The organism is Streptomyces sp. NBC_00237, from assembly GCF_026342435.1.
Lineage (GTDB): Bacteria > Actinomycetota > Actinomycetes > Streptomycetales > Streptomycetaceae > Streptomyces.
This window is the reverse complement of sequence record NZ_JAPEMT010000001.1, coordinates 1106181-1132486: the sequence shown is the minus strand read 5'-3', so window position 1 is coordinate 1132486 and position 26306 is coordinate 1106181. Positions and strand designations below refer to the sequence as shown.

The 26306-nt window shown below is 71.2% G+C and carries 24 protein-coding genes; 8 read left to right on the top strand and 16 right to left on the bottom strand.

The window, feature by feature from the left end; genetic code table 11:
• Positions 1–55: 55 nt before the first annotated feature.
• The gene (locus tag OG897_RS04940; protein WP_266653169.1) at positions 56–1393 is read left to right on the top strand and encodes an LCP family protein; all 1338 of its coding nucleotides are present in this window, start codon (positions 56–58) and stop codon (positions 1391–1393) included.
• Between the two features lie 243 nt (positions 1394–1636).
• A complete protein-coding gene (locus tag OG897_RS04935) occupies positions 1637–2755 on the top strand; it encodes a dipeptidase (RefSeq protein ID WP_266653167.1) in 1119 nt (372 codons plus the stop codon).
• Between the two features lie 13 nt (positions 2756–2768).
• On the opposite strand, the gene OG897_RS04930 is transcribed toward OG897_RS04935, so the two are convergent.
• Positions 2769–4106 carry a UDP-glucose/GDP-mannose dehydrogenase family protein gene (locus tag OG897_RS04930; RefSeq protein WP_266653165.1) on the bottom strand — a complete coding sequence of 446 codons (1338 nt, stop codon included), beginning with the start codon at positions 4104–4106 and terminating at the stop codon, positions 2769–2771.
• Positions 4107–4284: 178 nt separating this feature from the next.
• Here OG897_RS04930 and OG897_RS04925 point away from each other — a divergent pair, with 178 nt between their 5' ends.
• Positions 4285–5460 (top strand): acyl-CoA dehydrogenase, encoded by a 1176-nt coding sequence (locus tag OG897_RS04925; RefSeq protein WP_266653163.1) that lies wholly within the window; start codon positions 4285–4287, stop codon positions 5458–5460.
• A 74-nt stretch (positions 5461–5534) separates the two neighbouring features.
• Here OG897_RS04925 and OG897_RS04920 read toward each other — a convergent pair whose 3' ends face one another.
• On the bottom strand, positions 5535–5939 hold the full coding sequence (locus OG897_RS04920; RefSeq protein WP_266653161.1) for an ATP-binding protein: 405 nt from the start codon (positions 5937–5939) through the stop codon (positions 5535–5537).
• A gap of 254 nt (positions 5940–6193) precedes the next feature.
• Between OG897_RS04920 and OG897_RS04915 the strand changes: the two genes are divergently transcribed.
• A complete protein-coding gene (locus OG897_RS04915) occupies positions 6194–7051 on the top strand; it encodes a helix-turn-helix transcriptional regulator (RefSeq protein ID WP_266653159.1) in 858 nt (285 codons plus the stop codon).
• Between the two features lie 14 nt (positions 7052–7065).
• Positions 7066–7266 carry a DUF397 domain-containing protein gene (locus OG897_RS04910; protein ID WP_266653157.1) on the top strand — a complete coding sequence of 67 codons (201 nt, stop codon included), beginning with the start codon at positions 7066–7068 and terminating at the stop codon, positions 7264–7266.
• Positions 7267–7486: 220 nt separating this feature from the next.
• On the opposite strand, the gene OG897_RS04905 is transcribed toward OG897_RS04910, so the two are convergent.
• The 3 genes from OG897_RS04905 to OG897_RS04895 are packed head-to-tail and all read right to left on the bottom strand — an operon-like array spanning position 7487 to position 10358.
• Positions 7487–8671, bottom strand: coding sequence for a dipeptidase (locus OG897_RS04905; protein ID WP_266653155.1), 1185 nt, complete (start codon positions 8669–8671; stop codon positions 7487–7489).
• A gap of 5 nt (positions 8672–8676) precedes the next feature.
• Complete coding sequence (gene purE, locus OG897_RS04900) at positions 8677–9210, bottom strand: 5-(carboxyamino)imidazole ribonucleotide mutase (protein ID WP_266653153.1); 534 nt, start codon at positions 9208–9210, stop codon at positions 8677–8679.
• On the bottom strand, positions 9207–10358 hold the full coding sequence (locus OG897_RS04895) for a 5-(carboxyamino)imidazole ribonucleotide synthase (RefSeq protein ID WP_323187983.1): 1152 nt from the start codon (positions 10356–10358) through the stop codon (positions 9207–9209). The genes purE and OG897_RS04895 overlap by 4 nt, the downstream gene beginning before the upstream one ends.
• Positions 10359–10555: 197 nt before the next feature.
• Here OG897_RS04895 and OG897_RS04890 point away from each other — a divergent pair, with 197 nt between their 5' ends.
• Positions 10556–11092 carry a GtrA family protein gene (locus tag OG897_RS04890; RefSeq protein WP_266653149.1) on the top strand — a complete coding sequence of 179 codons (537 nt, stop codon included), beginning with the start codon at positions 10556–10558 and terminating at the stop codon, positions 11090–11092.
• Positions 11093–11155: 63 nt separating this feature from the next.
• On the opposite strand, the gene OG897_RS04885 is transcribed toward OG897_RS04890, so the two are convergent.
• Both OG897_RS04885 and OG897_RS04880 read right to left on the bottom strand, forming a co-directional pair.
• Positions 11156–12430 carry an ATP-binding protein gene (locus tag OG897_RS04885; protein ID WP_266653147.1) on the bottom strand — a complete coding sequence of 425 codons (1275 nt, stop codon included), beginning with the start codon at positions 12428–12430 and terminating at the stop codon, positions 11156–11158.
• A gap of 31 nt (positions 12431–12461) precedes the next feature.
• A complete protein-coding gene (locus OG897_RS04880; RefSeq protein WP_266653145.1) occupies positions 12462–13139 on the bottom strand; it encodes a response regulator transcription factor in 678 nt (225 codons plus the stop codon).
• Positions 13140–13569: 430 nt separating this feature from the next.
• Between OG897_RS04880 and OG897_RS04875 the strand changes: the two genes are divergently transcribed.
• Entirely contained in the window at positions 13570–15096 is a 1527-nt protein-coding gene (locus OG897_RS04875; protein ID WP_266653143.1) for a peptide MFS transporter, read from the top strand.
• A 100-nt stretch (positions 15097–15196) separates the two neighbouring features.
• Here the strand turns inward: OG897_RS04875 and OG897_RS04870 are convergent, their stop codons facing one another.
• The 6 genes from OG897_RS04870 to OG897_RS04845 all read right to left on the bottom strand — a co-directional run bounded on the left by OG897_RS04870 (position 15197) and on the right by OG897_RS04845 (position 20990).
• Positions 15197–16555, bottom strand: a complete 1359-nt coding sequence (locus OG897_RS04870) for a hypothetical protein (protein ID WP_266653141.1) — start codon at positions 16553–16555, stop codon at positions 15197–15199.
• Positions 16556–16569: 14 nt separating this feature from the next.
• On the bottom strand, positions 16570–17778 hold the full coding sequence (locus OG897_RS04865) for a hypothetical protein (protein WP_266653139.1): 1209 nt from the start codon (positions 17776–17778) through the stop codon (positions 16570–16572).
• A complete protein-coding gene (locus tag OG897_RS04860; protein WP_266653137.1) occupies positions 17768–18640 on the bottom strand; it encodes a hypothetical protein in 873 nt (290 codons plus the stop codon). The genes OG897_RS04865 and OG897_RS04860 overlap by 11 nt, the downstream gene beginning before the upstream one ends.
• A gap of 15 nt (positions 18641–18655) precedes the next feature.
• Complete coding sequence (locus OG897_RS04855) at positions 18656–19378, bottom strand: peptidase (protein ID WP_266656575.1); 723 nt, start codon at positions 19376–19378, stop codon at positions 18656–18658.
• A 213-nt stretch (positions 19379–19591) separates the two neighbouring features.
• Positions 19592–20092 carry an ATP-binding protein gene (locus OG897_RS04850; protein WP_266656574.1) on the bottom strand — a complete coding sequence of 167 codons (501 nt, stop codon included), beginning with the start codon at positions 20090–20092 and terminating at the stop codon, positions 19592–19594.
• A 517-nt stretch (positions 20093–20609) separates the two neighbouring features.
• Entirely contained in the window at positions 20610–20990 is a 381-nt protein-coding gene (locus OG897_RS04845; protein ID WP_266653135.1) for an STAS domain-containing protein, read from the bottom strand.
• A gap of 444 nt (positions 20991–21434) precedes the next feature.
• Here OG897_RS04845 and OG897_RS04840 point away from each other — a divergent pair, with 444 nt between their 5' ends.
• Positions 21435–22376, top strand: coding sequence for an RNA polymerase sigma factor SigF (locus OG897_RS04840; RefSeq protein ID WP_266653133.1), 942 nt, complete (start codon positions 21435–21437; stop codon positions 22374–22376).
• Between the two features lie 101 nt (positions 22377–22477).
• On the opposite strand, the gene hutI is transcribed toward OG897_RS04840, so the two are convergent.
• The 3 genes from hutI to OG897_RS04825 form a co-directional block, all read right to left on the bottom strand.
• Positions 22478–23644, bottom strand: coding sequence for an imidazolonepropionase (gene hutI / locus OG897_RS04835; RefSeq protein ID WP_266653131.1), 1167 nt, complete (start codon positions 23642–23644; stop codon positions 22478–22480).
• A 110-nt stretch (positions 23645–23754) separates the two neighbouring features.
• On the bottom strand, positions 23755–25101 hold the full coding sequence (locus tag OG897_RS04830; RefSeq protein ID WP_266653129.1) for a formimidoylglutamate deiminase: 1347 nt from the start codon (positions 25099–25101) through the stop codon (positions 23755–23757).
• The gene (locus OG897_RS04825) at positions 25098–26288 is read right to left on the bottom strand and encodes an allantoate amidohydrolase (protein WP_266656573.1); all 1191 of its coding nucleotides are present in this window, start codon (positions 26286–26288) and stop codon (positions 25098–25100) included. The genes OG897_RS04830 and OG897_RS04825 overlap by 4 nt, the downstream gene beginning before the upstream one ends.
• Positions 26289–26306 lie beyond the last annotated feature (18 nt).

The following is a 26306-nucleotide window of genomic DNA, read 5'->3' as shown; positions in this document are numbered from 1 at the left end:
CCCGAATTCCCACCCGCCCTGTGAGCCCGACGCTCCCAGCCCGCACACTGAAGTCATGAGCGACTGGCCCAGTGCACGAAACGACGACCGCGACGACGGGTACGGCCGAGGCAGCGGAAGCCCGCAGCCCGAGGGCCCCCGGGTGATGCGGCATGTGCAGCGCGGCCAGGTCCCGCCGCCCTCCAACCGCCGCCCCGCCCCGCCCGCCCCGTCCGCCCCGCCGCGCGGTGTCCCGCCGCAGCAGGCGCAGGGGTACGACGACTACGCGTACGGCCAGGGACAGGGCCAGGGCTCCCGTAACGACGGGTACAACACCGGCCAGGTCTACGGCGGCGGAGGCGGTGGCGGCCGCGGCAACGGCGGCGGGCCCCCAGGCCCGGGCTCCAGCAGCACGCGCGGCCCGCGTCCCGCCCCGAACTGGGGCCGTCGGATCAAGATCGGCGCGATCGCGGTCGTCTCCGTCCTCGCGGTGACGTCCGTCGCCACCTACTTCTGGGCCGACTCCAAGGTCCGCCGCGAGGTCGACCTCTCCAAGGTCATCGACCGCCCCGAAGAGGGCGACTGCACGACGTACCTGGTCGTGGGCTCGGACAGCCGTGAGGGCATGACCGCCGAGGACAAGAAGCGCCTGCACACCGGCTCCGCAGGGGGCAAGCGCACCGACTCGATGATGATCCTGGCCTCGTGCTCCAGCGGCGACACGATGATCTCGCTGCCGCGCGACTCGGACGTGGAGATCCCGTCCTTCGTCGGTTCGGACTCCGGCAAGCGCTTCGAGAACCAGCACCGGCGCACCAAGCTCAACGCCGCGTACGCCGAGGACGGCCCCGAGCTCCTCGTCCGTACCGTCGAGCACAACACGGGACTGCGCATCGACCACTACGCGGAGATCGGCTTCGCCGGGTTCGCGAACATCGTGGACGCGATGGGCGGCGTCGACCTGGACATCCCCAAGGGCTTCAAGGACAAGAAGTCCGGCGCCGACTTCCAGGCGGGCAAGCAGACCCTCAACGGCGAGCAGGCCCTCGCCTTCGTCCGCACCCGGTACGCCTTCGCCGAGGCGGACCTCGCGCGCACCAAGAACCAGCAGAAGTTCCTGGCGGCCCTGGCCAGCCAGGCGGCGTCCCCCGGCACGCTCCTGAACCCCTTCTCGCTCTACCCGACGCTGGGCGCGGGCCTGGACACGCTGATCGTGGACAAGGACATGGGCCTGTTCGACCTGGCCGGGATGTTCTTCGCGATGAAGGGCGTCAGCGGCGGCGAGGGCAAGTCCATGAACATGCCCAGCAGCGGCTTCCGGAAGAACGGCAACGTCATCTGGGACAAGGAGAAGCTGGGCCAGCTGGTGAAGCAGATCCAGAACGACGAGAAGGTCACCGTCACCTCGAAGTGACCCGAGGTCGCAGCCGACACGCGTGCGGGAGGAGCAGCCCGGGGGGGGCGGCTCCTCCCCGCACGCGTACCGGGCTCCCTCCCCGCACGCGTACCGGGTTCCTCCCCCGCCCGCGTACCCCCGAACGCCACGCCCGCCGCGAACCCCCGGCGCTCCCGTGCCACGGTGGCCGTACTTGCCTGATCCGCCTCACCCGCTGATCCGCCGCACCCGCCGCTGCCGTCGCAGAACCGGAGCCCCGTCATGGCACTGCTACAGGACGACCCGCACACCACCCCCGCCGTGGGCGCTCCCGATTCCGTGACGGATTCCGTGACGGACGCCCCCGCTGTCACGGAAGCACCCGAGGCGGCCCCCTCCGAGGGCTCCCTGGCCCGGGCCCGCGAGGTCCTCGCCGCGCACCCCGTCGCCGACGGCCACAACGGGCTCGCACGGGCCATATGGTCCGCGCCCTGGTCGGACATAGAGCTCGGCGAATCCACCCTGGACACGGACATCCCCAGGCTGCGCGCGGGCGGCGTCGGCGCCCAGTTCTGGTCGCTGCACCCGGAGGAGGCCGCCGGCTGCGCGGTCAGCGGCGTACTGGAGAACATCGACCACGTGCGCGCCATGGTCGCCGCCTACCCGGAAGCCCTGCGCATCGCCCTGAACTCGGGCGAGGTCGGCGACGCCCGCTGCTGCGGCCGCATCGCCTCCCTGCTCGGCCCCGCCGAGGCCCCCGCGATCGGCTCCTCGCTGGGCACCCTGCGCGCCCTGCACGCGCTCGGCGTCCGCGTCCTCACGCTGACCGGCGTCACCTGGGCGCCGCCCACCGGTCTCACCCGCTTCGGCCAGGAAGTCGTACGGGAGATGAACCGGGTCGGCATGCTCGTCGACCTCAGCGGCACCGCCCCGGCGACGATGCACGCCACGCTCACGGTCTCCCGCGCCCCGGTGATCCTGACCCGTTCGGGCGCGCACGCCGTCACCCCGCACCCGGCCAACGCCCCCGACGACGTCCTGGCGGCCCTGCGCGAGAACGGCGGCCTGTGCATGGTGCCCTTCGACGCCGCCCGCACGGGCCCGGCGGTCCGGGACGTCGCCGACCACCTCGACCACGTGCGTTCCCTGGCGGGCCCGGGATGCGTCGGACTCTCCGGTACGTACGACACGGGCACGGTCCACCCCGGGGCGCTGCGGGACGCGGGCTCCTACCCGTACCTCATCGCGGAACTCCTGGACCGGGGCTGGCCCGAGGCCGACCTCGCCCGCCTGACCTGGGAGAACCTCCAGCGAGTGCTGCGCGACGCGGAGTTCACCGCACGCGCCGCGCAGGAGCGCCGGAGCCCGTCGACGGCGCGCGTCGAGGACCTGGACGCCTAGGGACCGGGAGCCGTCAGGCCCTGGGGCGGCCCATCGCGCGGAAGCTCCAGCCCGCCTCGCGCCACTGGGCGGCGTCGAGGGCGTTGCGGCCGTCCAGGATGAGCTTCCGCGCGACGACCGCGCCCAGCTCCGCCGGGTCCAGGTCGCGGAACTCGCGCCACTCGGTGAGGTGGAGCACGACGTCAGCTCCGCGCACCGCGTCGAGGGCGGAGTCGGCGTAACCGAGGGTCGGGAAGACCCGGCGGGCGTTGGCCATGCCCTTGGGGTCGTACACGGTGACCTGGCCGCCCTGGAGGTGGATCTGCCCGGCGACGTTCAGCGCGGGCGAGTCCCGTACGTCGTCGGAGTCCGGCTTGAAGGTAGCGCCGAGCACGGCGACCCGGCGGCCGAGGAAGCCGGCGTCACCCAGCGCTTCCCTGGCCAGCTCGACCATGTGCCCGCGGCGGCGCATGTTGATGGAGTCGACCTCGCGGAGGAAGGTCAGCGCCTGGTCGGCCCCGAGCTCGCCGGCGCGCGCCATGAAGGCGCGGATGTCCTTCGGCAGGCACCCGCCGCCGAAGCCGATCCCGGCCCGCAGGAACTTGGGCCCGATCCGCTCGTCGTACCCGATCGCCTCCGCCAGCTTCACCACGTCGCCGTCAGCGGCCTCGCACACCTCGGCCATGGCGTTGATGAACGAGATCTTCGTCGCGAGGAAGGAGTTCGCGGCGGTCTTCACCAGCTCCGCCGTCGGGAAGTCCGTCACCACGAAGGGCGAGCCCTCCGCGATCGGGGTGGCGTACACCTCGCGCAGGATCTTCTCGGCGCGCTCGCTCTCGACCCCGGCGACGAGGCGGTCCGGGTGCAGGGTGTCCTGGACCGCGAAGCCCTCGCGCAGGAACTCCGGGTTCCACGCCAGCTCGACGCCCTCGGGGGCCTGCTCGGCCAGCAGCTGCTTCAGCCGGGCCGCCGACCCGACGGGCACGGTCGACTTGCCGACCACGAGCGCGTCGCTCTTCAGGTGCGGGGCGAGGGAGGCGAACGCGCTGTTCACGTAGCTCATGTCGCACGCGTACTCACCGTGCTTCTGCGGGGTGTTCGTACATACGAAGTGCACGTCGCCGAACTCCCCCACCTCCGCCCAGTCCATCGTGAACCGCAGCCGCCCGGTCGAGCCCGGGATCCCCGCCACGTGCTGGTGGAGCAGCTCCTCAAGACCCGGTTCGTACATCGGGACGCGCCCGGCGGCCAGCATCTCGATCTTCTCGGGCACGACGTCGAGCCCGAGCACCTCGAACCCGAGCTCCGCCATCGCCGCGGCGTGGGTGGCGCCGAGGTAGCCGGTGCCGATCACGGTGATCCTGAGGGCCATGTGGTGCTCCTAGAGGTACGGGCGGGACAACGCGCCCGAGCATATCCGGGTGCCCGTAAGGGGAGGTTCTGCCCGGGGTCGGGACCTGTCGGCAAACTCACGTATCCACAGCCGACCCCCACCCTCTAAAATCATGGTTACTTAACGGTAGTTAGCACCCTTGGGGAGTTGAGAGACCTTGGCAGGTTCGCCCGATTTCGACCTGTACCGGACGTCCGAGGAGCACGACATGCTCCGCGACACGGTGCGCGCGCTCGCCGAGGCGAAGATCGCCCCGTACGCGGCCGAGGTCGACGAGAACGCCCGCTTCCCGCGCGAGGCCCTGGACGCGCTGGTCGCGGCGGACCTCCAGGCGGTGCACGTCCCCGAGGAGTTCGGCGGCGCGGGCGCGGACGCCCTGGCGACGGTCATCGTGATCGAGGAGGTGGCCCGCGTCTGCGCCTCCTCCTCGCTGATCCCGGCCGTCAACAAGCTGGGCTCGCTGCCGGTGATCCTCTCCGGCTCCGAGGACCTGAAGAAGAAGTACCTGGCCCCGCTGGCCAAGGGTGAAGCGATGTTCTCGTACTGCCTCTCCGAGCCCGACGCGGGCTCGGACGCGGCGGGCATGAAGACGCGCGCGGTCCGTGACGGCGACTACTGGGTCCTCAACGGTGTGAAGCGCTGGATCACGAACGCGGGCGAGTCCGAGTACTACACGGTCATGGCCGTCACGGACCCCGAGAAGCGCTCGAAGGGCATTTCCGCCTTCGTCGTGGAGAAGTCCGACGAGGGGGTCTCCTTCGGTGCGCCGGAGAAGAAGCTCGGCATCAAGGGCTCGCCGACCCGCGAGGTCTACCTCGACAACGTGCGCATCCCGGCCGACCGCATGATCGGCGAGGAGGGCACGGGCTTCGCCACGGCGATGAAGACCCTGGACCACACCCGCATCACGATCGCCGCCCAGGCGCTCGGCATCGCGCAGGGCGCTCTCGACTACGCCAAGGGTTACGTCCAGGAGCGCAAGCAGTTCGGCAAGCCGATCGGCGACTTCCAGGGCGTGCAGTTCATGCTCGCGGACATGGCCATGAAGCTGGAGGCGGCCCGCCAGCTCACCTACGCGGCTGCGGCCAAGTCGGAGCGCGTGTCCGCCGGGGGCGAGAAGGAGGACCTGACCTTCTTCGGCGCTGCCGCGAAGTGCTACGCGTCGGACGCGGCCATGGAGATCACGCTGGACGCGATCCAGCTCCTCGGCGGGTACGGCTACACGCGGGACTACCCGGTGGAGCGGATGATGCGCGACGCGAAAATCACACAAATCTACGAAGGAACGAACCAGGTCCAGCGCATCGTGATGGCGCGGAACCTGCCCAAGTAGGTCCTGACCAGCGCAGACAGCACAGCCCCCGGCCCGGCGCCGGGGGCTGTTCGCCGTCCGGGCCCCGCGCCGGATCACTCCCGCAGCTCGAACCAGGTCACCTTGCCCGGGTTCGCTGGACGGCTGCCCCAGGCATGCGCGCAGAGGCTCACCAGGAGCAGCCCCCGGCCGTCCTCGAAGCTCCCGTCCGGCCGGGCCTGCCGGGGCAGGGCGTTGCTGGTGTCACGGACGCCGACGTACAACGTCCGCTTCCGCCAGCTCACCCGAACGCTCGCGGGGCCGACGGTGTGGCGGTAGGCGTTGCCGCACAGTTCGCCGGTCAGCAGCTCGGCGGTGTCCGCGAGGCCGTCGAGTGCGTGCCGGACGAGGATCGACCGGACCGTACTGCGGGCGACGCCGGGGCCGATGGCGCTGTGCGGCAGGGTGAGGGTGTACTCCCATGAGTCGGGAGGAGCGATCGATTCCGGGTTGCTCTCCATGCGGCAATTCCCTTCGCAGGACGGAGTGTTGGGGTACGCGGCCTCGTGCGGTGGCCATGCCCTCGTCCGCATGGAGTGCGGCGATGGGTGCTCTTCCGGAGTCAGGAGGGGCGTCGGTGAGCGCTCTGCCAATGAAGGTAGAAGTCGAACTCTCAAAGGTGCAACGTTCTGCGGTAGCTTCACTCGACCGTGTGACTAGACGCGAGAGGGGCTTGCCGGAAGACTCAACTGGCGCTAACAACAAGGGAGTCGGCATGCCACCCAGGAGAAACCCCACCGTCAGGCAGAAGCGTCTCGGTGCCGAACTGCGCAGACTGCGCGAGGCCGCGGGCCTCTCGGGGGATCAGGCTGGCGAGATCCTGGAGTGCGGCAAGGGGAAGGTCAGCCGGATCGAGTCTGGCCTGAGCGGAATCCGCCCAGTTGAGCTGCGCGTGCTGCTCAGGGCCTATGGGATGTCCGACCGCGCATTGATCGACGCCTTGGTCGAGATGGCCAAGGAAGGCAACCGGCGCGGCTGGTGGAACCGGTACGGGAACGTACTGCCGCCGGGATTCGCCGACGTGGCGCAGCTCGAAGCGAAGGCCACGTCCATCCATGCCTGGCAGACGGTTCTGGTACCCGGCCTGCTGCAAACCCCCGACTACATGCGGGCGTTCTTCCGCCACGGGCGCGTGGCCGCGTCGGAGGAGGACATCGCCCGGCAGATCGAGGCGCGGACCGCGAGGCAGGCGGTACTCGACCAGGAAGGGGCTCCCGAGTTCTGGGCCGTCCTGTACGAGCCCGTACTCAAAGCCCGCATCGGGGGAACCTCCGTCATGCAGGGCCAGTTGAGGCACCTTGCCGCCATTGCGGAATCCGGGCGCGCCACGCTCCAGGTCATGCCGTACGAGGCAGGAGCGCACCGAGGGCTCGACGGCCCCTTCCTCGTCTTCGGAACTCCCGTTCCCGGCATGGATGTTGTGCTCCTCGACAACGCCGCGTCGCCTGTGTACGTGGAGGACGACGACGGCGTTCAGGCATTCCGATCGGTGTTCGATACGCTACGGGCGACCGCCCTGGGTCCGGAGCCGTCGCTTGCCGCAATTCGTGCGGCGGCCAACGGGCTTGCGTAGACGAGAGGTTCCCCGTGTCAGAACTGGTGTGGCAGAAGTCCAGCTTCTCCGGCAGCGACGCCGGGCAGGAGTGCGTGGAGATCGCCGCACCGCACACGCGGGAAACGCTCCTGCTGCGGGAGTCCGACTCCCCGGAGCGGGTCGTACGGACCGCTCCCGCAGCACTGCGCGCCCTGATGGCCGCCCTCCACGAGCCCGGCACACCTCTGCGCTAGCCGGACTCGGCCGAAGCGGAACAGACCGGCCGAGCCCGGGGGCGGGCGGGCACTGCGGGCCCGGCCCGATACCGCTCGGGGGGCGAGAACGGGGCCGGAGGCGGAGCAAGGGGCGCGGGGCTGTATCACTGTGCGGCTGCGCCGCGCGGGCGCGACCAACCGCGACGCACCCGCACGTACCGAGACCAGCCGCGCGGTCCGCTCCAGCCCCACCGGCTGGTCAGCCGTCCAGCTGCTCCAGGGTCGCGTTGGAGGGGCCCCGGTGGGACTGGAGGGTGTGGGCGACGGATTCGGCGTCGCGGAGGACGCGTACCGCGTTCTGCCAGGTGAGTTTGGCGAGGTCGGACGTGGACCAGCCCCGGCCCAGGAGCTCGGCGATCAGGTTCGGGTAGCCGGTGACGTCCTCCAGGCCCGCCGGGGTGAACGCCGTGCCGTCGTAGTCGCCGCCGATGCCGATGTGGTCGACGCCCGCGACCTCGCGCATGTGGTCGAGGTGGTCGGCGACCGTCGAGGCGGTGGCCATCGGGCGGGGGTTCGCCGCCTCGAAGGCGTGCTGGACCTTCATGCCATCGGCGGTGGTGTCCAGGTGGTGCAGGCCGTGGGCGCGCATGTTCTCGTCCGCGCGGGCCGTCCAGGCGACCGCCTCCGGGAGGATGAACTTCGGGACGAAAGTGGCCATCGCGACGCCGCCGTTGGCGGGGAGGGCCGCCAGGACGTCGTCCGGGATGTTGCGGGGGTGGTCGCAGACCGCACGCGCGGAGGAGTGGGAGAAGACGACCGGGGCTTCGGTCGTCTCCAGGGCCGCGCGCATGGTGGAGGCGGCGACGTGCGACAGGTCGACGAGCATGCCGACGCGGTTCATCTCGCGGACGACCTCGCGGCCGAAGGCGGTCAGACCGCCGCAGGCGGGGGCGTCCGTCGCCGAGTCCGCCCAGGGGATGTTCGAGTTGTGGGTCAGCGTCATGTAGCGGACGCCCAGCGTGTGCAGCGCGCGCAGGGTGGCCAGGGAGTTGTTGATGGAGTGGCCGCCCTCGGCGCCCATCAGGGAGGCGATGCGGCCGTCGCGGCGGGCCGCCTCCATGTCGTCCGCCGTCAGGGCCCGGACCAGGTGGTCCGGGTAGCGGGCGATGAGCTGGGCGACGACGTCGACCTGTTCGAGGGTGGCGCTGACCGCCGAGTCGCCGGTGAGGTCGGTGCGGACGTAGACCGACCAGAACTGCGCGCCCACGCGGCCCGACCGCAACCGGGCCAGGTCCGTGTGGAGGTGGGCGGACTGGTCGGCCGCGATGTCGAGGCGGTCCAGGTCGTAGCGGACCTGCTCGCGCAGCGCCCAGGGGAGGTCGTTGTGGCCGTCGACGACGGGGAAGTCGTCGAGGAGGGCGTGGGCGGCGGTCAGATCGCTCATCGCGCTCACTTGCCGAAGCCGAAGGAGTCCGGGCTGCCCATGGCCTTGGTGCGCAGGCGCTTGCCCTTCTCGGTGGCCTGGGCGTTCAGGTCCTGCTGGAACTCCTGCATCCGGGTCAGCAGGGCCGGGTCGAACGCGGCCAGGATGCGGGCCGCGAGGAGGCCCGCGTTGCGTGCGCCCGCGACGGACACCGTGGCGACGGGAACGCCCGCGGGCATCTGCACGATGGACAGGAGGGAGTCCATGCCGTCCAGGTACTTCAGGGGGACGGGGACGCCGATGACCGGGAGCGGGGTGACCGAGGCGAGCATGCCCGGCAGGTGGGCCGCGCCGCCCGCGCCCGCGATGATCGCCTTCAGGCCGCGGTCGGCCGCGTGCTCGCCGTACGCGATCATCTCGTGCGGCATCCGGTGTGCGGAGACGACGTCGACCTCGTACGGGATCTCGAACTCGGCGAGGGCGGTCGCCGCCGCCTCCATGACGGGCCAGTCCGAGTCGGAGCCCATGACAATGCCGACGAGCGGGGCGGTAGCAGTCATTCGGTGATCGTTCCTCGGAGGTAGCCGGCGGCGTGACGTGCGCGGTCGAGCACGTCGTCCAGGTCGTCGCCGTAGGTGTTGACGTGGCCGATCTTGCGGCCGGGCTTCACGTCCTTGCCGTACATGTGGATCTTCGCCTGCGGGTCGCGGGCCATGACGTGCAGGTACGGCTTGTACATGTCGGGGTAGTCGCCGCCGAGCACGTTGCACATGACCGTCCAGCGGGCGCGCGGGCGCGGGTCGCCGAGGGGGAGGTCGAGGACGGCGCGGACGTGGTTGGCGAACTGCGAGGTGATCGCGCCGTCCTGGGTCCAGTGGCCGGAGTTGTGCGGGCGCATCGCGAGTTCGTTGACGAGGATGCCGGGATTGCCGTCGGCGTCCCTCGTCTCGAAGAGTTCGACGGCGAGGTGGCCGACGACGTTCAGTTCGGCGGCGATGCGGATGGCGAGCTGCTGGGCCTGGCCCGAGAGCTCGTCGGACAGGTCGGGGGCCGGGGCGATGACCGTGTCGCAGACGCCGTCGACCTGCTGGGACTCGACGACCGGGTACGCGACGGCCTGCCCGTGCGGGGAGCGCACGATGTTGGCGGCGAGCTCGCGGACGAAGTCGACCTTCTCCTCGGCGAGGACCGGGACTCCGGCGAGGAAGGGGGCCGCCGCGTCGGCCTCGGAGCGGACGAACCACACGCCCTTGCCGTCGTAGCCGCCGCGCACGGTCTTGAGGATGACCGGGTAGCCGTCCCCTTCCTCCGCGAACGCCGTCACGTCCGCCGGGTCGGCGACGATGCGGTGCCGGGGGCAGGGGGCGCCGATCTCGGTCAGTTTCGCGCGCATCACCCCCTTGTCGTGGGCGTGGATCAGCGCGTCGGGGCCGGGGCGGACGGGGATGCCGTCGGCCTCCAGGGCCCGCAGGTGTTCGGTCGGGACGTGTTCGTGATCGAAAGTGATCACGTCGCAGCCACGGGCGAACGCACGGAGGGTGTCCAGGTCGCGATAGTCGCCCACGACGACATCGCTCACCACCTGGGCCGCCGAGTCCTGGGGGGTGTCGCTGAGGAGCTTGAACTTGATGCCGAGGGGGATGCCCGCCTCGTGGGTCATGCGGGCGAGCTGACCGCCGCCGACCATACCGACTACCGGAAACGTCACTCTTCCAGGGTATCCGTAGGCATGCACCACCCGGGACGCCCCCTCCTTCGTACGAACGCACAAGCGAGCCGGTGGCGGGGGGCGGGGAACGGCGGCCACCGCGTGGCCGGACCGTGCACGTCCCCGGGTCACACCCGGGGAGTGATGGTTAGCATGGCTGGGTTGACGACATCAACCGAACGGGGTCGACACAGATCATGAGCGAGCCTGGCGGTACCACGCTGCGCACACGTCTCGAACAGCTCGCGCGCGAGGTCGCCAAGTTCGGGGCGGTCGGCGGGCTCGGGCTGCTCGTCAACATGGCGGCGTTCAACGTACTGCGGCACACCACCGACCTCCAGGTGGTGCGGGCCAGCCTCGTCGCGACCGTGATCGCGGCCCTCTTCAACTACGTCGGCTTCCGGTACTTCACCTACCGCGACCGCGACAAGAGCGGCCGGACCAAGGAGCTGACGCTCTTCCTGATCTTCACCGCGGTCGGGGCGGTCATCGAGAACGGGCTGCTGTACGTGGCGACGTACGCCTTCGGCTGGAACACCCCGCTCCAGAGCAACTTCTTCAAGGTGTTCGGGATCGGGGTGGCGACCCTGTTCCGCTTCTGGTCGTACCGGACGTGGGTGTTCAAGACCCTCCCGGCCAAGGAGGCGGTCGCGCAGGCCGAGCGATTTCTGGAGGAAGAGGACGAGAGCGCCGTCCCTGTGAAGCCGGAGCCCGTCGCCCCTCGCCTCACCTGATCGTCCCGCTCCCGCCTCACCTGATCGTCTCGCTCCCACCTCGCCTGATCGTCTCGCCCCGCCTCACCTGATCGTCTTGCCGCCCTCGTCGGCGGCCCTGCTGTCGGGCACCACCGTGCTGAGGAAGAGCGCGAAGACGGCGGGCTTCTGCTGGAGGAGTTCCAGGCGTCCGCCGTCGGCCTCCGCGAGGTCGCGGGCGACGGCGAGGCCGATGCCGGTGGAGTTGCGGCCGCTGATCGTGCGCTCGAAGATGCGCGCGCCGAGGTCGACGGGGACACCGGGGCCCTCGTCGGTGACCTCGATGACGGCCTGGTTGCCGGTGACCCGGGACCGCAGGGCGACGGTGCCGCCGCCGTGCATGAGGGAGTTCTCGATCAGTGCGGCGAGGACCTGGGCGACCGCGCCCGGGGTGCCGACGGCCCGCAGGTCGTTCTTTCCCGACCGTACGATCGCCCGCCCGGCGCTGCGGTAGGCGGGCCGCCACTCCTCGATCTGCTGCTTGACGACCTCGTCGAGGTCGAAGGCGACGGCGGAGCCGGTGCGCGGGTCGCGGGAGTTGGTGAGGAGGCGCTCCACGACGTCGGTGAGGCGCTCGACCTGGGTGAGGGCGATCGTCGCCTCCTCCTTCACCGTGTCCAGCTCGTCGGTGAGGGTGATCTCCTCCAGCCGCATGGAGAGCGCGGTGAGCGGCGTACGGAGCTGGTGGGAGGCGTCGGCGGCCAGGCGTCGCTCGGCCGTGAGCATGCGGGCGATGCGTTCGGCGGAGGAGTCCAGGACGTCGGCGACGCGGTCGAGCTCGGGGACGCCGTACCGCTTGTGGCGGGGGCGGGGGTCGCCGGAGCCGAGGCGTTCGGCGGTCTCGGCGAGGTCGGTGAGCGGGGAGGCGAGGCGGTTGGCCTGCCGTACGGCGAGGAGGACGGCGGCGACCACGGCCAGCAGGGCGACCGCGCCGATGATCAGCAGGGTGCGGCCGACCTCGCGGGTGACGGTGGACCGGGACTCCATGACGGTGACGGTCTCGCCGCGCTCGCCGGTGGCGCTGCCCTCGATGACGCCGTCGGTGGGGCGGGCGCCGATCTCTATGGGCCGCTGGCCGGGAATGTCGATACGGGCGTACCGGTGGCCGCCGATCTGCTTGACGAGGACCTCGCGGCTCACGGTGCCGGTGCCGACGAGGCGGCCCTCGACGACGCTCACCAGCCGCAGCGCCTCGGAGTCGACGGACTCCTGGGCGCTGTTGCTGATGGTGCGGGTCTCGACGATGACGAGGGAGACCCCGAAGACGGCGATGACGACGAGCACCACGGCGAGCGTGGAATTGATCAGACGGCGACGCATGGCACTAAGGATGCCTGGTCGTGGGGGCGGATCAGCTCTTCTCGAAGCGGAAGCCGACGCCTCGGACGGTCGCGATGTAGCGCGGGTTCGCGGCGTCGTCGCCCAGCTTCTTGCGGAGCCAGGAGATGTGCATGTCGAGGGTCTTGGTGGAGGACCACCAGGTGGTGTCCCAGACCTCGCGCATCAGCTGGTCGCGGGTGACGACCCGGCCCGCGTCCCGGACCAGTACGCGCAGGAGGTCGAACTCCTTCGCGGTGAGCTGGAGCTCCTCGTCGCCCATCCACGCGCGGTGCGACTCCACGTCGATCCGCACGCCGTGCGTGGCGGGGGCCGGGGCGGGCTCGGAGGCGCCGCGCCGCAGCAGGGCCCGTACCCGGGCGAGGAGTTCGGCGAGGCGGAAGGGCTTGGTGACGTAGTCGTCGGCGCCGGCGTCGAGCCCGACGACGGTGTCCACCTCGTCGGCGCGGGCGGTCAGCACCAGGATCGGCACGGTGTGGCCGTCGGCGCGCAGCCTGCGGGCGACCTCCAGGCCGTCCATGCCGGGGAGGCCCAGGTCGAGCACGACGAGGTCGATGCCCCCCTGGAGTCCGGCGTCCAGGGCGGTCGGTCCGTCCTCGCGGACCTCGACCTCGTAGCCCTCTCGACGCAGTGCGCGGGCCAGTGGCTCCGAAATGGATGCGTCGTCCTCGGCGAGCAGTACACGGGTCATGAGGGGAATGTTAGTCGGCGCGGCCGGTGCCCCGGGAGTGATCGTCAAGGAATGGGGAACGCCTGGAGGTGTGTGCCTTATTCAGATGGAGGACCTTTGAATGCGGGGAGATAGTTCCATGAATACCTGTGATCCATCTCTCAAGTCCTTCCATATGCCGCACTGTCGTGTCGTAAGGTGTCGAACACGTTTGTTGCACTAATCGGGGGCCTTTGGCGGCAATGACTGCCACAGGCCCTTTTGTGTGCTTGATCGGATTCACCGATCCTGACGGCAAGTGAATGACCTAGGGCCGGGCCCCGCGCGCGACGATGCGATGCGGGGCGTGGATCCCGGAGCGGCACCCACCGCTCCGGTGCCGGCTGCCCCCCACCGGGCGCGTACCCGAGAACTGCATCGCGGACGCGTCCCGAGCAAGCAAGGATCGACCATGGCGTCCAGCCTGACGAAGGAATCCCCCGGCGCAGCAGCCGAGGACACGGCCTTCTTCGGCCACCCCCGCGGCCTGGCCACTCTCTTCATGACCGAGATGTGGGAGCGGTTCTCCTACTACGGCATGCGGGCACTGCTCGTGATGTACCTCGTTTCCGGCGGCGCCGACGCGGCGACCGGAAGCCAGGGCGGCGGCCTCGCGATGACCGCGGCCACGGCCACGGCCATCTACTCCGTCTACGTGGCCATGGTGTACCTCATGGCCATGCCCGGCGGCTGGTTCGGCGACCGTGTCTGGGGCGCCCGCAAGACGGTCCAGATCGCGAGCTTCGTGATCGTCGCAGGACACCTCTCCCTGGCGCTGCCGGGGCAGATCATGTTCTTCGTCGGTCTGTGTCTGATCGCGGTCGGTTCGGGTCTGCTGAAGGCCAACATCTCCACGATGGTCGGCCACCTCTACAAGGACCCGAAGGACATCCGCCGCGACGGCGGCTTCACGATCTTCTACATGGGCATCAACCTCGGTGCCGTGGTCGCGCCCTTCGCCATCGGCTGGCTCGGCGAGAAGGTCAACTGGCACCTCGGCTTCGGCCTGGCGGCGGTCGGCATGGCGATCGGCTCGATCACCTTCCTGATCGGCTCCCGCGGCTTCGACAAGGCGGACGACCGGGCTCCGAACCCGCTGTCGTCGGACGAGAAGCGCGCCGTCATCACCAAGGCGCTCGTGTGCGTCGCCGTGATCGCGGCCTTCTACCTGCTGGTCGGCCTCACCGACGTCTTCACGCTCACCAAGAACTGGGTGCTCGTCCCGATCATCCTGGCCGGTCTGCTGATCCCGATCGCGGTGCTGGTCAAGATCAAGCGGGACAAGGACCTGTCCGGCGAAGAGCAGACCAAGATGACGGCGTTCATCTACTTCTTCGTGGCCGCCGCGGTCTTCTGGATGATCTTCGACCAGGGCGCGTCGACGCTGTCGCTGTTCGGTGACTCCAAGACCGAGCGCAGCATCTTCGGCTGGGACATGCCGAACACCTTCTTCCAGGCGCTGAACCCGGGCTTCATCATGCTGCTCGCCCCGGTCGCCGCCGCCGTCTGGCTGGCGCTGGCCAAGCGCAACCGCGAGCCCAGCACGATCGTGAAGTTCGCCATCGCCCTGGTGGTCGCCGGCGCCTCGTTCTTCGTGTTCCTCATCCCGATGAACCTGGCGACCGACGGCACGAAGGTCACCATGTGGTGGCTGGTGCTGATCTTCCTGATGCACACCGTGGCCGAGCTGTGCCTCTCCCCGGTGGGTCTGTCGCTGACCACCAAGATGGCTCCGGCGAAGTACGCCTCGCAGATGATGGGTGTCTTCTTCCTCGCCGTCACCGCCGGTGACAGCGTGACGGGCATGCTGTCCGTCGCCGGGGTCGACCTCAACAGCCCGGGCGTCGTCGTCTTCGAGGCCGCCGCGGCCGTCGTGGCGGGCTTCCTGATCTGGATGTCGCGCAACAAGGTCCGTGCGCTGATGGGCGAGGTCCGCTGACCTGCGGTTCGTAGTTCGTACGTCTCGTACGTACGGAGGGCCGCCGCACCGGATTCGGTGCGGCGGCCCTCCGCAGTTTCCGCGGTCGTGTCCCGGGTGGTTACCGGGTGCCCCTCAACCGCCGCCACGGCGTGAAGGTGAAGACCGCGCCTCCGAGGAGGATGACGGTTCCGGCGACCAGGGCGAGGGCGCGCAGGGCGCCGTCGTCCTCGGCCCCGGTGTCGGCGAGGTCGCCTCCGGCCGCGCCCGCGGAGGACGTACCGCCGTCAGAGCCGGAAGCCGAGCCCGAGCCCGAGCCCGAGTCTCCGCCGCCGCTCGCGCCGCCCGGCTGGGCGGCGGTGTCGAGTTCGAGGGAGACGGGGGCCGCGCCCTTGACCGTGCAGGGAATGGCGATCTTCTGGCCGCCGAGGGTGACGTCGATGGTCAGGGTGCCGGGGGCCAGGGTCGCCCTGCCGCTCGCGCCGGGCTCGTACGTGCCGGTCATCTCGGGGAGGTCGACCGGCTTGCCCTGCTCCAGGGGGTCCTTGTTGCCGGGGCCCGTGACGTTCGCACTGCCCTTGTCGGCGCCGCCCAGGGTGAGCCGCATGGACGGCTTGAGCGCGCCTGCGGGGAGGGCGGCGGGGCTGTTCATGACGCCCTTGGCGGTGGCGACGGTGAGGGCGTAACCGCCGCCGTCCTTCTTGGCATTGACGGTGATCTTGGTCTTGATGCCGACGGGTCCGGGGGGCGTGCAGGCGTAATCGACGGAGACCTCCTTGCCGGGGAAGTCGGTCTTGCCGTCGCCGCCGCCACCGGTCGAAGTGGTCCCACCGGTCGATGTGGTCCCGCCATTCGACGTGGTGCCACCGGTCGACGTGGTCCCGCCGTTGGAGGACGTACCGCCGCCGGACGTCGTGCCACCGGCCGCGGTGCCGCCCGAGGTGCCGCCCCCGCCGTCCGTCACCTTGATCGTCACCGAGGGCCTGACCTCCTCCTTCGGCGTGCACGTGGTGTCGGTCGACAGCGGCTTGCTGACGTTGATCGTGTACGCGCCGGGGGTCAGCGTGACGTCGCCCGCCTTGGTCAGCTTCAGCTTGCCCTTCATGTCGGGCAGCACCATCGGGCTGTTCTTGGGGATCGGCGGATTCTGCCGGGGCCCCTCCAGCTTCAGCTCACCGGCCCCCGCTCCCCCGACCTTGATCGTGCCGGACGGTTTGACGGTGTCCTTGTCGAGGTTGAGGACGTCGGGGTTCTTGGATGCGGCCCCGACCGTCTTCCAGACGACCTCGATCTCGTCGCCGACCTTCGCCGTGGCGGGCGCGGTCACGGACGCCCTGGTGGTGCCCTGGACCGGCGGGAGGCCCGAGATGGGCGGCGGAATGCACTCCGTCCTGTACGCGACGTCGGCGGCCGTCGCGGGGGGTGCGGCCAGCAGGACTCCCGCACCGGTGAGCATCAGTGCGAGTCCTGTCGCACCCATCCTCCATTGCGTCTTCACGAACTGCCTTTCGAAGTAGGGGAGTTGGCGGTGCTCTCGTGCGGTGCGGAAACCTGTGCGGGCGCGGCGGGCAAGGCGGGCGGGCTCGGCGGGGCCTTGTGCGGGAAGGTCGGCGGGTCCGGGGCGGGCGGCGGCTTCGGAGCGCTGTCCGGGGTGAACCAGGGCAGCGGAACGGCGGCGGTCGGCGGGCCTTCCGGCTCCTCCGAAGCCCCCGCTCCGGGCGGCACGCCGAACCCCGGACCTCGTACGGTGCGGTGGCGCGGCGGCGTCCTGGGCATGCGCGGCGCCCGCCGCCCGGCCCCCGCCCCGGTCTGGGGCCGCACCCGGTCCACCACCGCCATCCCGAGCCGGAAGAGCCCCGCCGGGACCACGACCGCCAGCAGCACCCAGAACAGGACCACGCCCCACGGCCGGTCCACGCCCCACGGCTGGGCGGCCATGACCGTGGTCCCGTACTTCACCGAGACGAGGTAGTCGCCGTGCGCGCCCGCCGGGAGCTGCACGGCAAGGGCGACCTCGGCCTCCTTGCCGGGGCTGATCGTGCCGCGCCACTGCCGCTCCTCCCACGAAGGGGCGAACACGCCGTGCGAGGTGCCGACCCGGAAGACCGGGTCGACGACGGGCGCTGACCCGAGGTTGCCGAGCCTCAGCACGACCTTCCTGGCCTCGGGCGCGCCGAACCAGGTCAGCAGGGACCCCGACCCGTCGAGCCGTACGGCGGGGCGCACCACCGCGAGCCTTCCGGCGTCGGGCGCGGGCTTCGGGAGCGGCGCGACGGGATGCCCGGCGACCCTGAACTCGGCGTCGAAGGAAGCCTGTTGGCCCTGGACGGTCGCGACGTGCACGACGCAGGGGCACGGCTTGGGCGGTTCGGCGACCTCCAGCTCGCGGGTGAAGCGGCCCTTGGCGTCGGTGGTGACGGCGCGGCCTTCGGCGTTGGCGCAGGAGTTGGTGCCGCCGGGCACGCCGGTGGCGGGGGACGCCTCGCCGCAGATCAGCAGCATCAGCAGGGCCTCGGGCCGCCATCCGCTGCCCTTGACGGTGATCTCGCCGCCCTTGCCCGCCTCTCCCTTGGAGAGGGTGACGCCCGGCTTCTCGGCGGCCACGGACACGGCCCCGGCCGACCCGGAAGACCCACCTCCCAGCAGAATCAGCACGGTTGCCACCAGGGCCACCACCGTCGTCACGCTCCGGCTAACCCTCATCCGCGTCCCTCGTCCTCCTGTGTCGTACGATCCCCAGCGCGCCCGCCGCGATCAGTGCGGCCGTTCCCCCGCCGATGCCCAGCGCCGGGCCCCACGCGACGAACGTCGCCGCCGCGCTGCCCTCCTCGCGGATGCCGGGCCCGGCGGTGACGGTGAGGCGGGCGCGGGCCCGGTCGAGGGCGGGCGTTTCGGTCCAGACCTCGGCCAGTTCGGCGCGACGGCCGGGGGCAAGTTCCTTCATCTCGCGGGCGTCCCGGCGCAGCAGCTCGCCCCCGAGTGCGCCGTCGACGCGGACCGAGACGTACGGCGTGAGGGTGGTGTTGCCCCGGTTGACCAGGGCGTACCGGATGAGTCCGTCCTCGATGCGGACGTCTTCAACGGAGAGCGCGGCCAACGTGGGCCCGCTGACCCGCAGTCGGACCTCGGCGCGCTGCTCGCGGCCGTCCGTCGAGGAGGCGACGACCGCTCCGGGGTGGTCGCCCGGCTGGGCGGCGGCCGGGACGGTCACCGTGAACGGCACGTCCGCCCGGGTGCGCGGCGGCACCGTCACCTCCTTGGCGGCGAGCGCGATCCACGCCCCTTCGGCATCCTCGGCGCGCAGCCGGACCGTGCGGGGCGTGCGGCCGGGGTTGGTGAGGGACAGCTTGTCCTCGAAGACGGTGCCGGGGGCGCCCTGGAGGTAGAAGTACGGGCGTCCGCCCTTGCCCGGGCCGGTGCCGCCACCGGCCGCCGGGCCCGCCGTCCACGCGTCGGCGGCATGGGCGGCGGGCGCGGGCCCGGCGACGTACACCATCCCGAACAGCCCGAACAGCCCGAACAGCCCCAACAGGACTGCGGTGAGCGGGATGTGGCGGTGGCGCACGCGTCGCTCCGCCGGTCAGTTCGTCGGGCTCGTGGCGCACCGCTGGTTGCGCCGGGTCAGCCAGAGGGTTCCGGCCGCTCCGGCGAGGAGGACGGTGCCGCCGAGGGTGCCGAGTGCGACGGCCGAGTCGAGCGGCCCGGTCTTGGGAAGCCCGCCGCCGGACGGCGCGCTCTGGGACGTACCGCCGGAGCCGTCGGACGTACCGCCGGAGCCGCCCGGGCCGCCCGAGCCCTTCACCTCCAACTCCAGTGCGGGTTTGGGGTTGTTGGAGGGGGTGCAGGTGGTCGTGGTGCCGAGGGCCATGATGGTGAGGACGCCCGCGGTGAAGGTGACCTTGCCGCTCTTCTTCGGGGTGTAGGTCCCGGACAGGTCGCTGATCCTGATGGGTGCGTTGGCGGGGAGGGCCGACGTGTTGGCGGGTCCGGCCACGGCGACCTGGCCGCTGTCCGCGCCGCCGACCTTGATGACCGCGTTCGGCTTCATCGCCCCCTTGCCCAGCTCCACCGGGCTGGAGGAGACGCCCTTCTTGAAGGACATGGTGAGGGTGTAGCCGCTGCCGCTCTTGACCGCCTTGATGTCGATCGGGGAGACCGCCCCCTTGTTCCCGATCGGGGTCTTGCACTGGTAGTCGACGTCGACGACGTCGGCCTGCGCGGTGGGGGCGGCGATCAGCACCACCGAGCTCGCGACCGCGGTCGCGAGCGCCAGGGCGCCCGGCCTGCGGGTCAGCGTCCGCATCTGCTTCTGGTACGACACCTCGTGATCCCCTCGTACGCCGGAGCGTCGCCGGGTACCGGGCCGGGCACGGTCGGCCAGGTTACTGACGGCGCATCAGATTGGTCGCTCAAGGTACGCCGGTGACCTGACGAGGGGAAGACAAAGAGCACGCCGTATCGACGTGCTCTCCAACAACAGGGGTCGCGGCCCGACGGGGAAGCGTCGAGCCAACTGCTAGGCGGGGACGGCCAGTTCCGCCCAGACCGTCTTTCCGGGGACGGCGGAGTCCTCGGAGACCCGGGCGACGCCCCAGTCCAGGCAGAGGCGCTGGACGATGAACATGCCGTGGCCGCCGGGGCGTCCCGCGCGGTGCGGGGTGCGGGGTGCGGGCTCGCCGCCGCTGCGGTCGGTGACCTCCAGGCGGAGCACCTTGCCGTCGCTGGCGACGCGCAGGGAGTCGGGGCCCTCGGCATGCAGGCAGGCGTTGGTGACGAGTTCGGAGACGACGAGGAGGACGTCCTCGGCCGCTGCGCGCCGGTCGGCGGTGGACGCGGGGAGCCAGCCCCAGTCGTACAGCGCCTGACGGGTGAAGTCGCGGGCGAGAGGGACGATCCCGCTGGCCCCGTTCAGGGGGAGGGAGCGGAGCTGGCCCGCGGCTTCGGCGGCTGCGATGGTGTCGGCGGACCCACCCGTACCGCTTCCTGCTCCGGGGGTGGCGCCGACGCCCGGCCGCAGGGCGTTCGCGGAGGCCGCGTCGAAGGCGGGGCCTCCCGCTCCGCCGACAGGGGAGCCGGGCACACCGAAGGAGGCGACGGGGGCGGACGAGAGCGGCGCGGCCGTACCGAGCGACGACTCCGCCACGGGCACGTCGACCGGCACGGCGAAGACATCGCCGGAAGCGGAAGCGGGGGCGGGAGCGGACGACAGGGGCGGGGGCGGTCCGGACACGGACGGCGCGGGAGCACCCGTCGGCGACGCGGCCCTCACCCCGGCAGGGGCCTCGGTCGCGCCCTCCGCGACGGCGGAGGCGTCGCCGGAGGCACCAGGGGCGATGCCGTCCGGCTCGGGGCCGAGGTCGCCCGGCGAATGCTGCCGGGGGGTGCTCATCAGCGTTTCACCTCACCGATTCACCAAGTCGTCGTTTGCAGGGTCTGTGAGTCCTCCTGCCCGACCGAACCGTGAGAACACCCACGATTTCGCCACGGGCCGCGCCACACGCTTCACGCGGTGCGCAGGAAGGGTCCGGCCGGTGTCAACTGCCGGGGGTCGTGGCGAGGGCGTCCTCCAGTGTGTCGTGCACGGTGAAGACGGCCTCCGCCCCGGTGATCTCGAAGACGCGGGCCACCACGGGCTGCATGCCCGCCAGGTGCACCTCGCCGCCGGCGGCCTCCGCCTTGAGGCGGGCGCCGAGCAGCACGTTGAGCCCCGTGGAGTCGCAGAATTCGAGCAGCGAGCAGTCGATCACGAGGCGTGTCCGCCCGTCGTCGAGCGCCTGCTCCAGGGGCTCCCGAAGCAGTTCGGCCGTGTGGTGATCCAGCTCACCCGCCGGAGTCACGATCTCGTTCCGGCCTTCGGTCCGCACTTCGACCTGAAGCCGGCCCCGGTTCGCGCTGCCGACCGTCCCGCGGTCCATGCCCGTCCCTTTTCGCCGTCGTCATTCTGCTACTGGTACTGCCTGGTACTGCTTCGCCCCGGCAGGCCCTGCCCGTACTGACGGGCCCTGCCGGTCCCGCTGGTCCTGCTTCTTCTGGTCCTGCTCGGCGCGTTCCGTCTTCACGCACCGCGCCGGTGTGTTCTATCTGACTCAAGCGCACCTTAAGGCCGCGTCAAGGCTGCGCGGTATGCCCACGGCAGCAGCAGAACACTACGCCTTCTTCACACGCACGGGTAGTCGAACAACGCCCTGAACTGGTCTTATTCGGACATAAGGCACTTGCACGGGCCCGTCGCGAGCGGGTAGGGCTAGTAGGGACACATCCGACCACCGTCCGCCCACCACCGGCTTTGGAGGCGCCGCTTCACCGCAGGAACACGTATCGGCATCGGCAGCCATATGCCGAGAACGATGGAGGAGACCATGTCACCCCGGCTCGACGAGACGCGTACCCGGACCCAACAGGTCGCGGCGTCGACACCCCCGCCCGAGCAGATCGAGACAGGAACCGGAAGCGGAGCGGCGGCCAGTGCGCCGACGTCCACGGAGCGGCCCGACAGCCTTTCCGACCTTCCCGAGATCCCGCCGTACGACGAGGTGGGGCCGCTGGATGCCAGGGCCCTGTCGAAGACGCTCTTCCAGCGTCTCGAATCCCTCGAAGAGGGAACCCACGAACACGCCTATGTCCGCAACACCCTGGTGGAACTGAACCTGGCCCTGGTCAAGTTCGCCGCCTCCCGGTTCCGCACCCGCAGCGAGCCGATGGAGGACATCATCCAGGTCGGCACGATCGGCCTGATCAAGGCCATCGACCGCTTCGAGCTCAGCCGGGGCGTCGAGTTCCCGACCTTCGCGATGCCGACGATCATCGGCGAGATCAAGCGCTTCTTCCGTGACACGTCCTGGTCCGTCCGGGTCCCGCGCCGCCTCCAGGAGCTCCGCCTGGACCTGGCGAAGGCGGGCGACGAACTGGCCCAGCAGCTGGACCGCTCCCCCACCGTGGCGGAGCTGGCCGAGCGCCTGGACATCACGAAGGAAGAGGTCGTCGAGGGCATGGCCGCGAGCAACGCCTACACGGCGAGCTCGCTGGACGCCCAGCCGGAGGAGGACGACTCCGAGGGCGCGCTGGCCGACCGGATCGGTTACGAGGACCACGGCCTGGAGGGAATCGAGTACGTCGAATCCCTCAAGCCCCTGATCGCCTCGCTGCCGACCCGCGACCGCCAGATCCTCTCGCTGCGCTTCGTCGCGAACATGACGCAGTCGGAGATCGGTGACGAGCTGGGCATCTCCCAGATGCACGTCTCGCGTCTGCTGTCGCGGACGCTGGTCAAGCTGCGCAAGGGCCTGACCGTCGTCGAGTAACTCCCTTTCCTTGCTTGAACGTTGGGCTGCCCCAGGCCGTATCCGGGGCAGTCCAACGTTCTTTTGTGCCGGGTGCTGCAAAGAGCCGCCTACCCAGGACCTCACACGGCAAGCACACCGTTTCGCCAGACGGCGGAGACGAGCGGCACGCCGGGCCGGTACGCCAGGTGTACGTGGCTGGGGGCGTCCAGCAGCGCGAGGTCGGCGCGGGCGCCGGGGGCGATCCGGCCGATGTCGTCGCGCCGCAGGGCCTGCGCGCCGCCCGCCGTGGCCGACCAGATCGCCTCGTCGGGCGTCATCCCCATGTCCCGCACCGCGAGCGCGACGCAGAACGGCATCGAGGACGTGAACGACGACCCCGGGTTGCAGTCGGTGGACAGCGCGACCGTCACCCCGGCGTCGAGCAGCCGCCGCGCGTCCGGCCACGGGGCGCGGGTGGAGAACTCGGCTCCCGGCAGCAGCGTGGCCACCGTGTTGCCGCTGGCCAGCGCGTCGACGTCGGCGTCCGTGAGGTGGGTGCAGTGGTCGGCGCTGGCGGCGTCGAGCTCCACGCCGAGCTGGACGCCGGGGCCGTAGGAGAGCTGGTTGGCGTGGATGCGCGGGGTCAGCCCCTTCGCCTTCCCCGCGGTGAGGATCGCGCGGGCCTGGTCGCCGTCGAAGGCCCCCTTCTCGCAGAACACGTCGATCCAGCGGGCGTACGGGGCACACGCCTCCAGCATCTCGCCGGTCACGAGGTCCACGTACGCGGCCGGGTCGTCGGCGAAGTCGGGGCTCACGATGTGCGCGCCGAGGTACGTCACCTCCGATGTCTGGGCGGCCGCGATGCGCAGGGCGCGGGCTTCGTCCTCGACGGTGAGGCCGTACCCGGACTTCGTCTCGAACGTGGTCGTGCCCTGCCGGAGGGCCTCACGGAGGTACCGGGCGAGGTTCGCGCTCAGCTCCTCGTCGCTCGCCGCACGAGTGGCGGCGACGGTGGTCCTGATCCCTCCCGCCTGGTACGGCTGGCCGGACATGCGGGCGTTGAACTCCTCGGTCCGGTCCCCGCCGAAGACGAGGTGGGAGTGGGAGTCGACGAAGCCGGGGACGGCGGCGCGGTGTTCCGCGTCGTACGCGGTGTCGGCGGCGGGAGCGTCACTGCCGGGGCCGACCCAGGCGATGCGGTCGCCGTCGATGAGGACGGCGGCGTCCTCGACGATGCCGAGGGGGGTGGGGCCCTGGGCGGGGTCGTTGGTGACGAGGGAACGGATGTTGCGGATGAGGGTGGTCATGGTCCTTCTCCGGGGGTCGGGGATGAGGGGGAGGGTGGGCAGGGGGGCGGTGGCGCAGGCGACTCGTACCCTGTGCCCCGGCCCGTACCGCCCCGCCTCACCCCCCGCTCTCACCCGTGGAGCGCTCCGATGGACCTCGACAGGGCGTCCGCCGTGTCCGGGACGGACATGTGGACGCCGTCGCGGACCACGTGGCGGCCGCCCACGATCGTGTGGCGGACATCCGCACCCGACGCCGCGAAGACCGCCGTTTCCGCGCCCAGTATGGGGACGGGGCCCGCCGTGCGGACCGTGTCCAGGGCAATCGTCGTGAGGTCGGCGAGGGCGCCGGGCTCAATCGTGCCCGCGTCCGCCCAGCCGAGGGCCGCATGGCCGTCGGCGGAGGCGGCCCGCAGGAGGGCGGCGGCCGTCCAGTGCCCCCGGGTGCGCGAGCGCAGACGCTCGTTCAGCTCCATCGCACGGGCCTCTTCGAAGAGGTCGATGACCGCGTGGCTGTCGCTGCCCAGGGAGAGCGGGGAGCCCGCCCGCTGAAGGGCGACGGCCGGGCCGATCCCGTCGGCGAGGTCGCGTTCCGTGGTGGGGCACATGCAGGTGCCGGTGCCCGAGGACCCGAGGAGCGCGATGTCGGCGGGGGTGAGGTGGGTGTTGTGGACGCCGGTCGTGCGCGGCCCCAACACGCCGTTGTCCGCGAGGAGTTGCGTAGGAGTGCAGCCGTGCGCGGCCTGGCAGGCGTCGTTCTCCGCCGTCTGTTCGGACAGGTGGACGTGGAGCGGGGCCTCCCGGTCCTGCGCCCACTTGGCGACCGTGGCCAGCTCGGCGGCGGGCACGGCCCGTACCGAATGGATCGCCGCCCCGTGCCGGACGTACGCCGAGTCGGACAGCACCGACACCCGCTCCGCCCACGCTTCCGCCGTCCCGTCGGAGAAGCGGAGCTGGTGGGAGTTGGGGGCCGCCCCGAAGCCCGAGGAGAGGTAGGCCGTGTCGAGGAGGGTGAGGCGGATGCCCGCGTCCGATGCCGCCGCGACGAGGGCGTCGCCCATCGCGTTGGGGTTGGCGTACGGCGTCCCGCCCGGCGCGTGGTGGACGTAGTGGAACTCGCCCACCGAGGTGATCCCGGCCAGGGCCATCTCCGCGTACACGGCCCGCGCGAGCGCGTAGTACGCGTCCGGGGTCAGCCGGGACGCCACCGCGTACATGACCTCGCGCCAGGTCCAGAAGGTGCCGGAGCCCACCTGGACGGCCCCGCGCAGCGCCCGGTGGAAGGCGTGCGAGTGGGCGTTGGAGAGCCCGGGGAGGGTGAGGCCGCGGAGGGCGACCGCGCCGGGCGGCGGGGCCTCGGCCCCTGTCCTCACGGCGGAGATCCGGCCGTCCGTCACGGCCACGGCCACGCCCGGCTCGACGTGCGTGTCGAGCCAGGCGTGTTCGAGCCAGTAGGTCGTGCTGCTCGTGCTCGTCATGCGCAGGCGAGACCTTCCGTTACGTCGGCGAGCGCGCGGACCCCGGCGACGCAGTCGTCCTCGGCCGCGTACTCCGCCGGGGAGTGCGAGACACCGGTGGGGTTGCGTACGAACAGCATGGCGGTCGGAACGGACGCGGAGAGGATTCCCGCGTCGTGTCCGGCCCCGGTCCCGAGAACCGGAATCCCGCCCCCCAGCAGCCGCCCCAGCTCGTCGCGGAGCGCGTGCTCGAACTCCACGACGGGCGTGAAGGACTCCCGTACGACCTTCAGGTCGATCCCGGTACGGGTCGCGGCCTCGTGGGCGGCGGCCTCGATGCCCGCGATGACCTTGTCCAGCGTGTCCTGGTCGGCGGCACGCGAGTCGAGCCACCCCCGCACGAGCGACGGAATCGCGTTGACCCCGTTCGGCTCGACGGAGATCTTGCCGAAGGTGGCGAGGGCCCCGGTGAGCCGGGCCTGTTCGCGGGCGGCGAGCACGGTCTCCGCGTACGTCAGCATCGGATCGCGCCGGTCGACCAGCCGCGTCGTGCCCGCGTGGTTGGCCTCGCCGTGGAAGTCGTACCGCCAGCGGCCGTGCGGCCAGATCGCGGAGGCGATGCCGACGGCGTCCCCGGACAGGTCCAGCGCCCGCCCCTGCTCGACGTGCAGTTCGACGAACGCGCCGATGCGGGCGAGACGCTCGGGGTCGGGCCCGATGGTGGACGGGTCGTACCCGGCCGCCTCCATGGCCTGCGGCACCGAGATGCCGTCCCCGTCGCGCAGCTCGTACGCCTTCTCGGGCGTGAGCTGCCCGGCCGCGAGGCGGGAGCCCACGCAGGCCAGTCCGAACCGCGCACCCTCCTCGTCACCGAAGTTCGTGATGGCCACCGGCTTGGTGAACTCCACTCCCCGGTGGCGGAGTTCGTCGAGCGCGGCGAAGGAGGAGACGACGCCCAGCGGCCCGTCGAAGGCCCCGCCGTCGGGCACGGAGTCCAGATGGGACCCGATGACGACGGCGTCACCGGCGCTCGCGTCCCCCTGCCAGGCCCACTGATTGCCGTTCCGGTCGATCTCGTACGTCAGCCCGCGCGCCTTCGCCTGCGCCCGGAACCAGGCGCGGCAGTCGGCGTCGGCGGCGGTCCAGGCGTAACGGCGGTACCCGCCGGAGTCCGGGTGGCGGCCGATGGGCAGGAGGTCCGCCCACATGGTGTGGAAGGAGTCGCC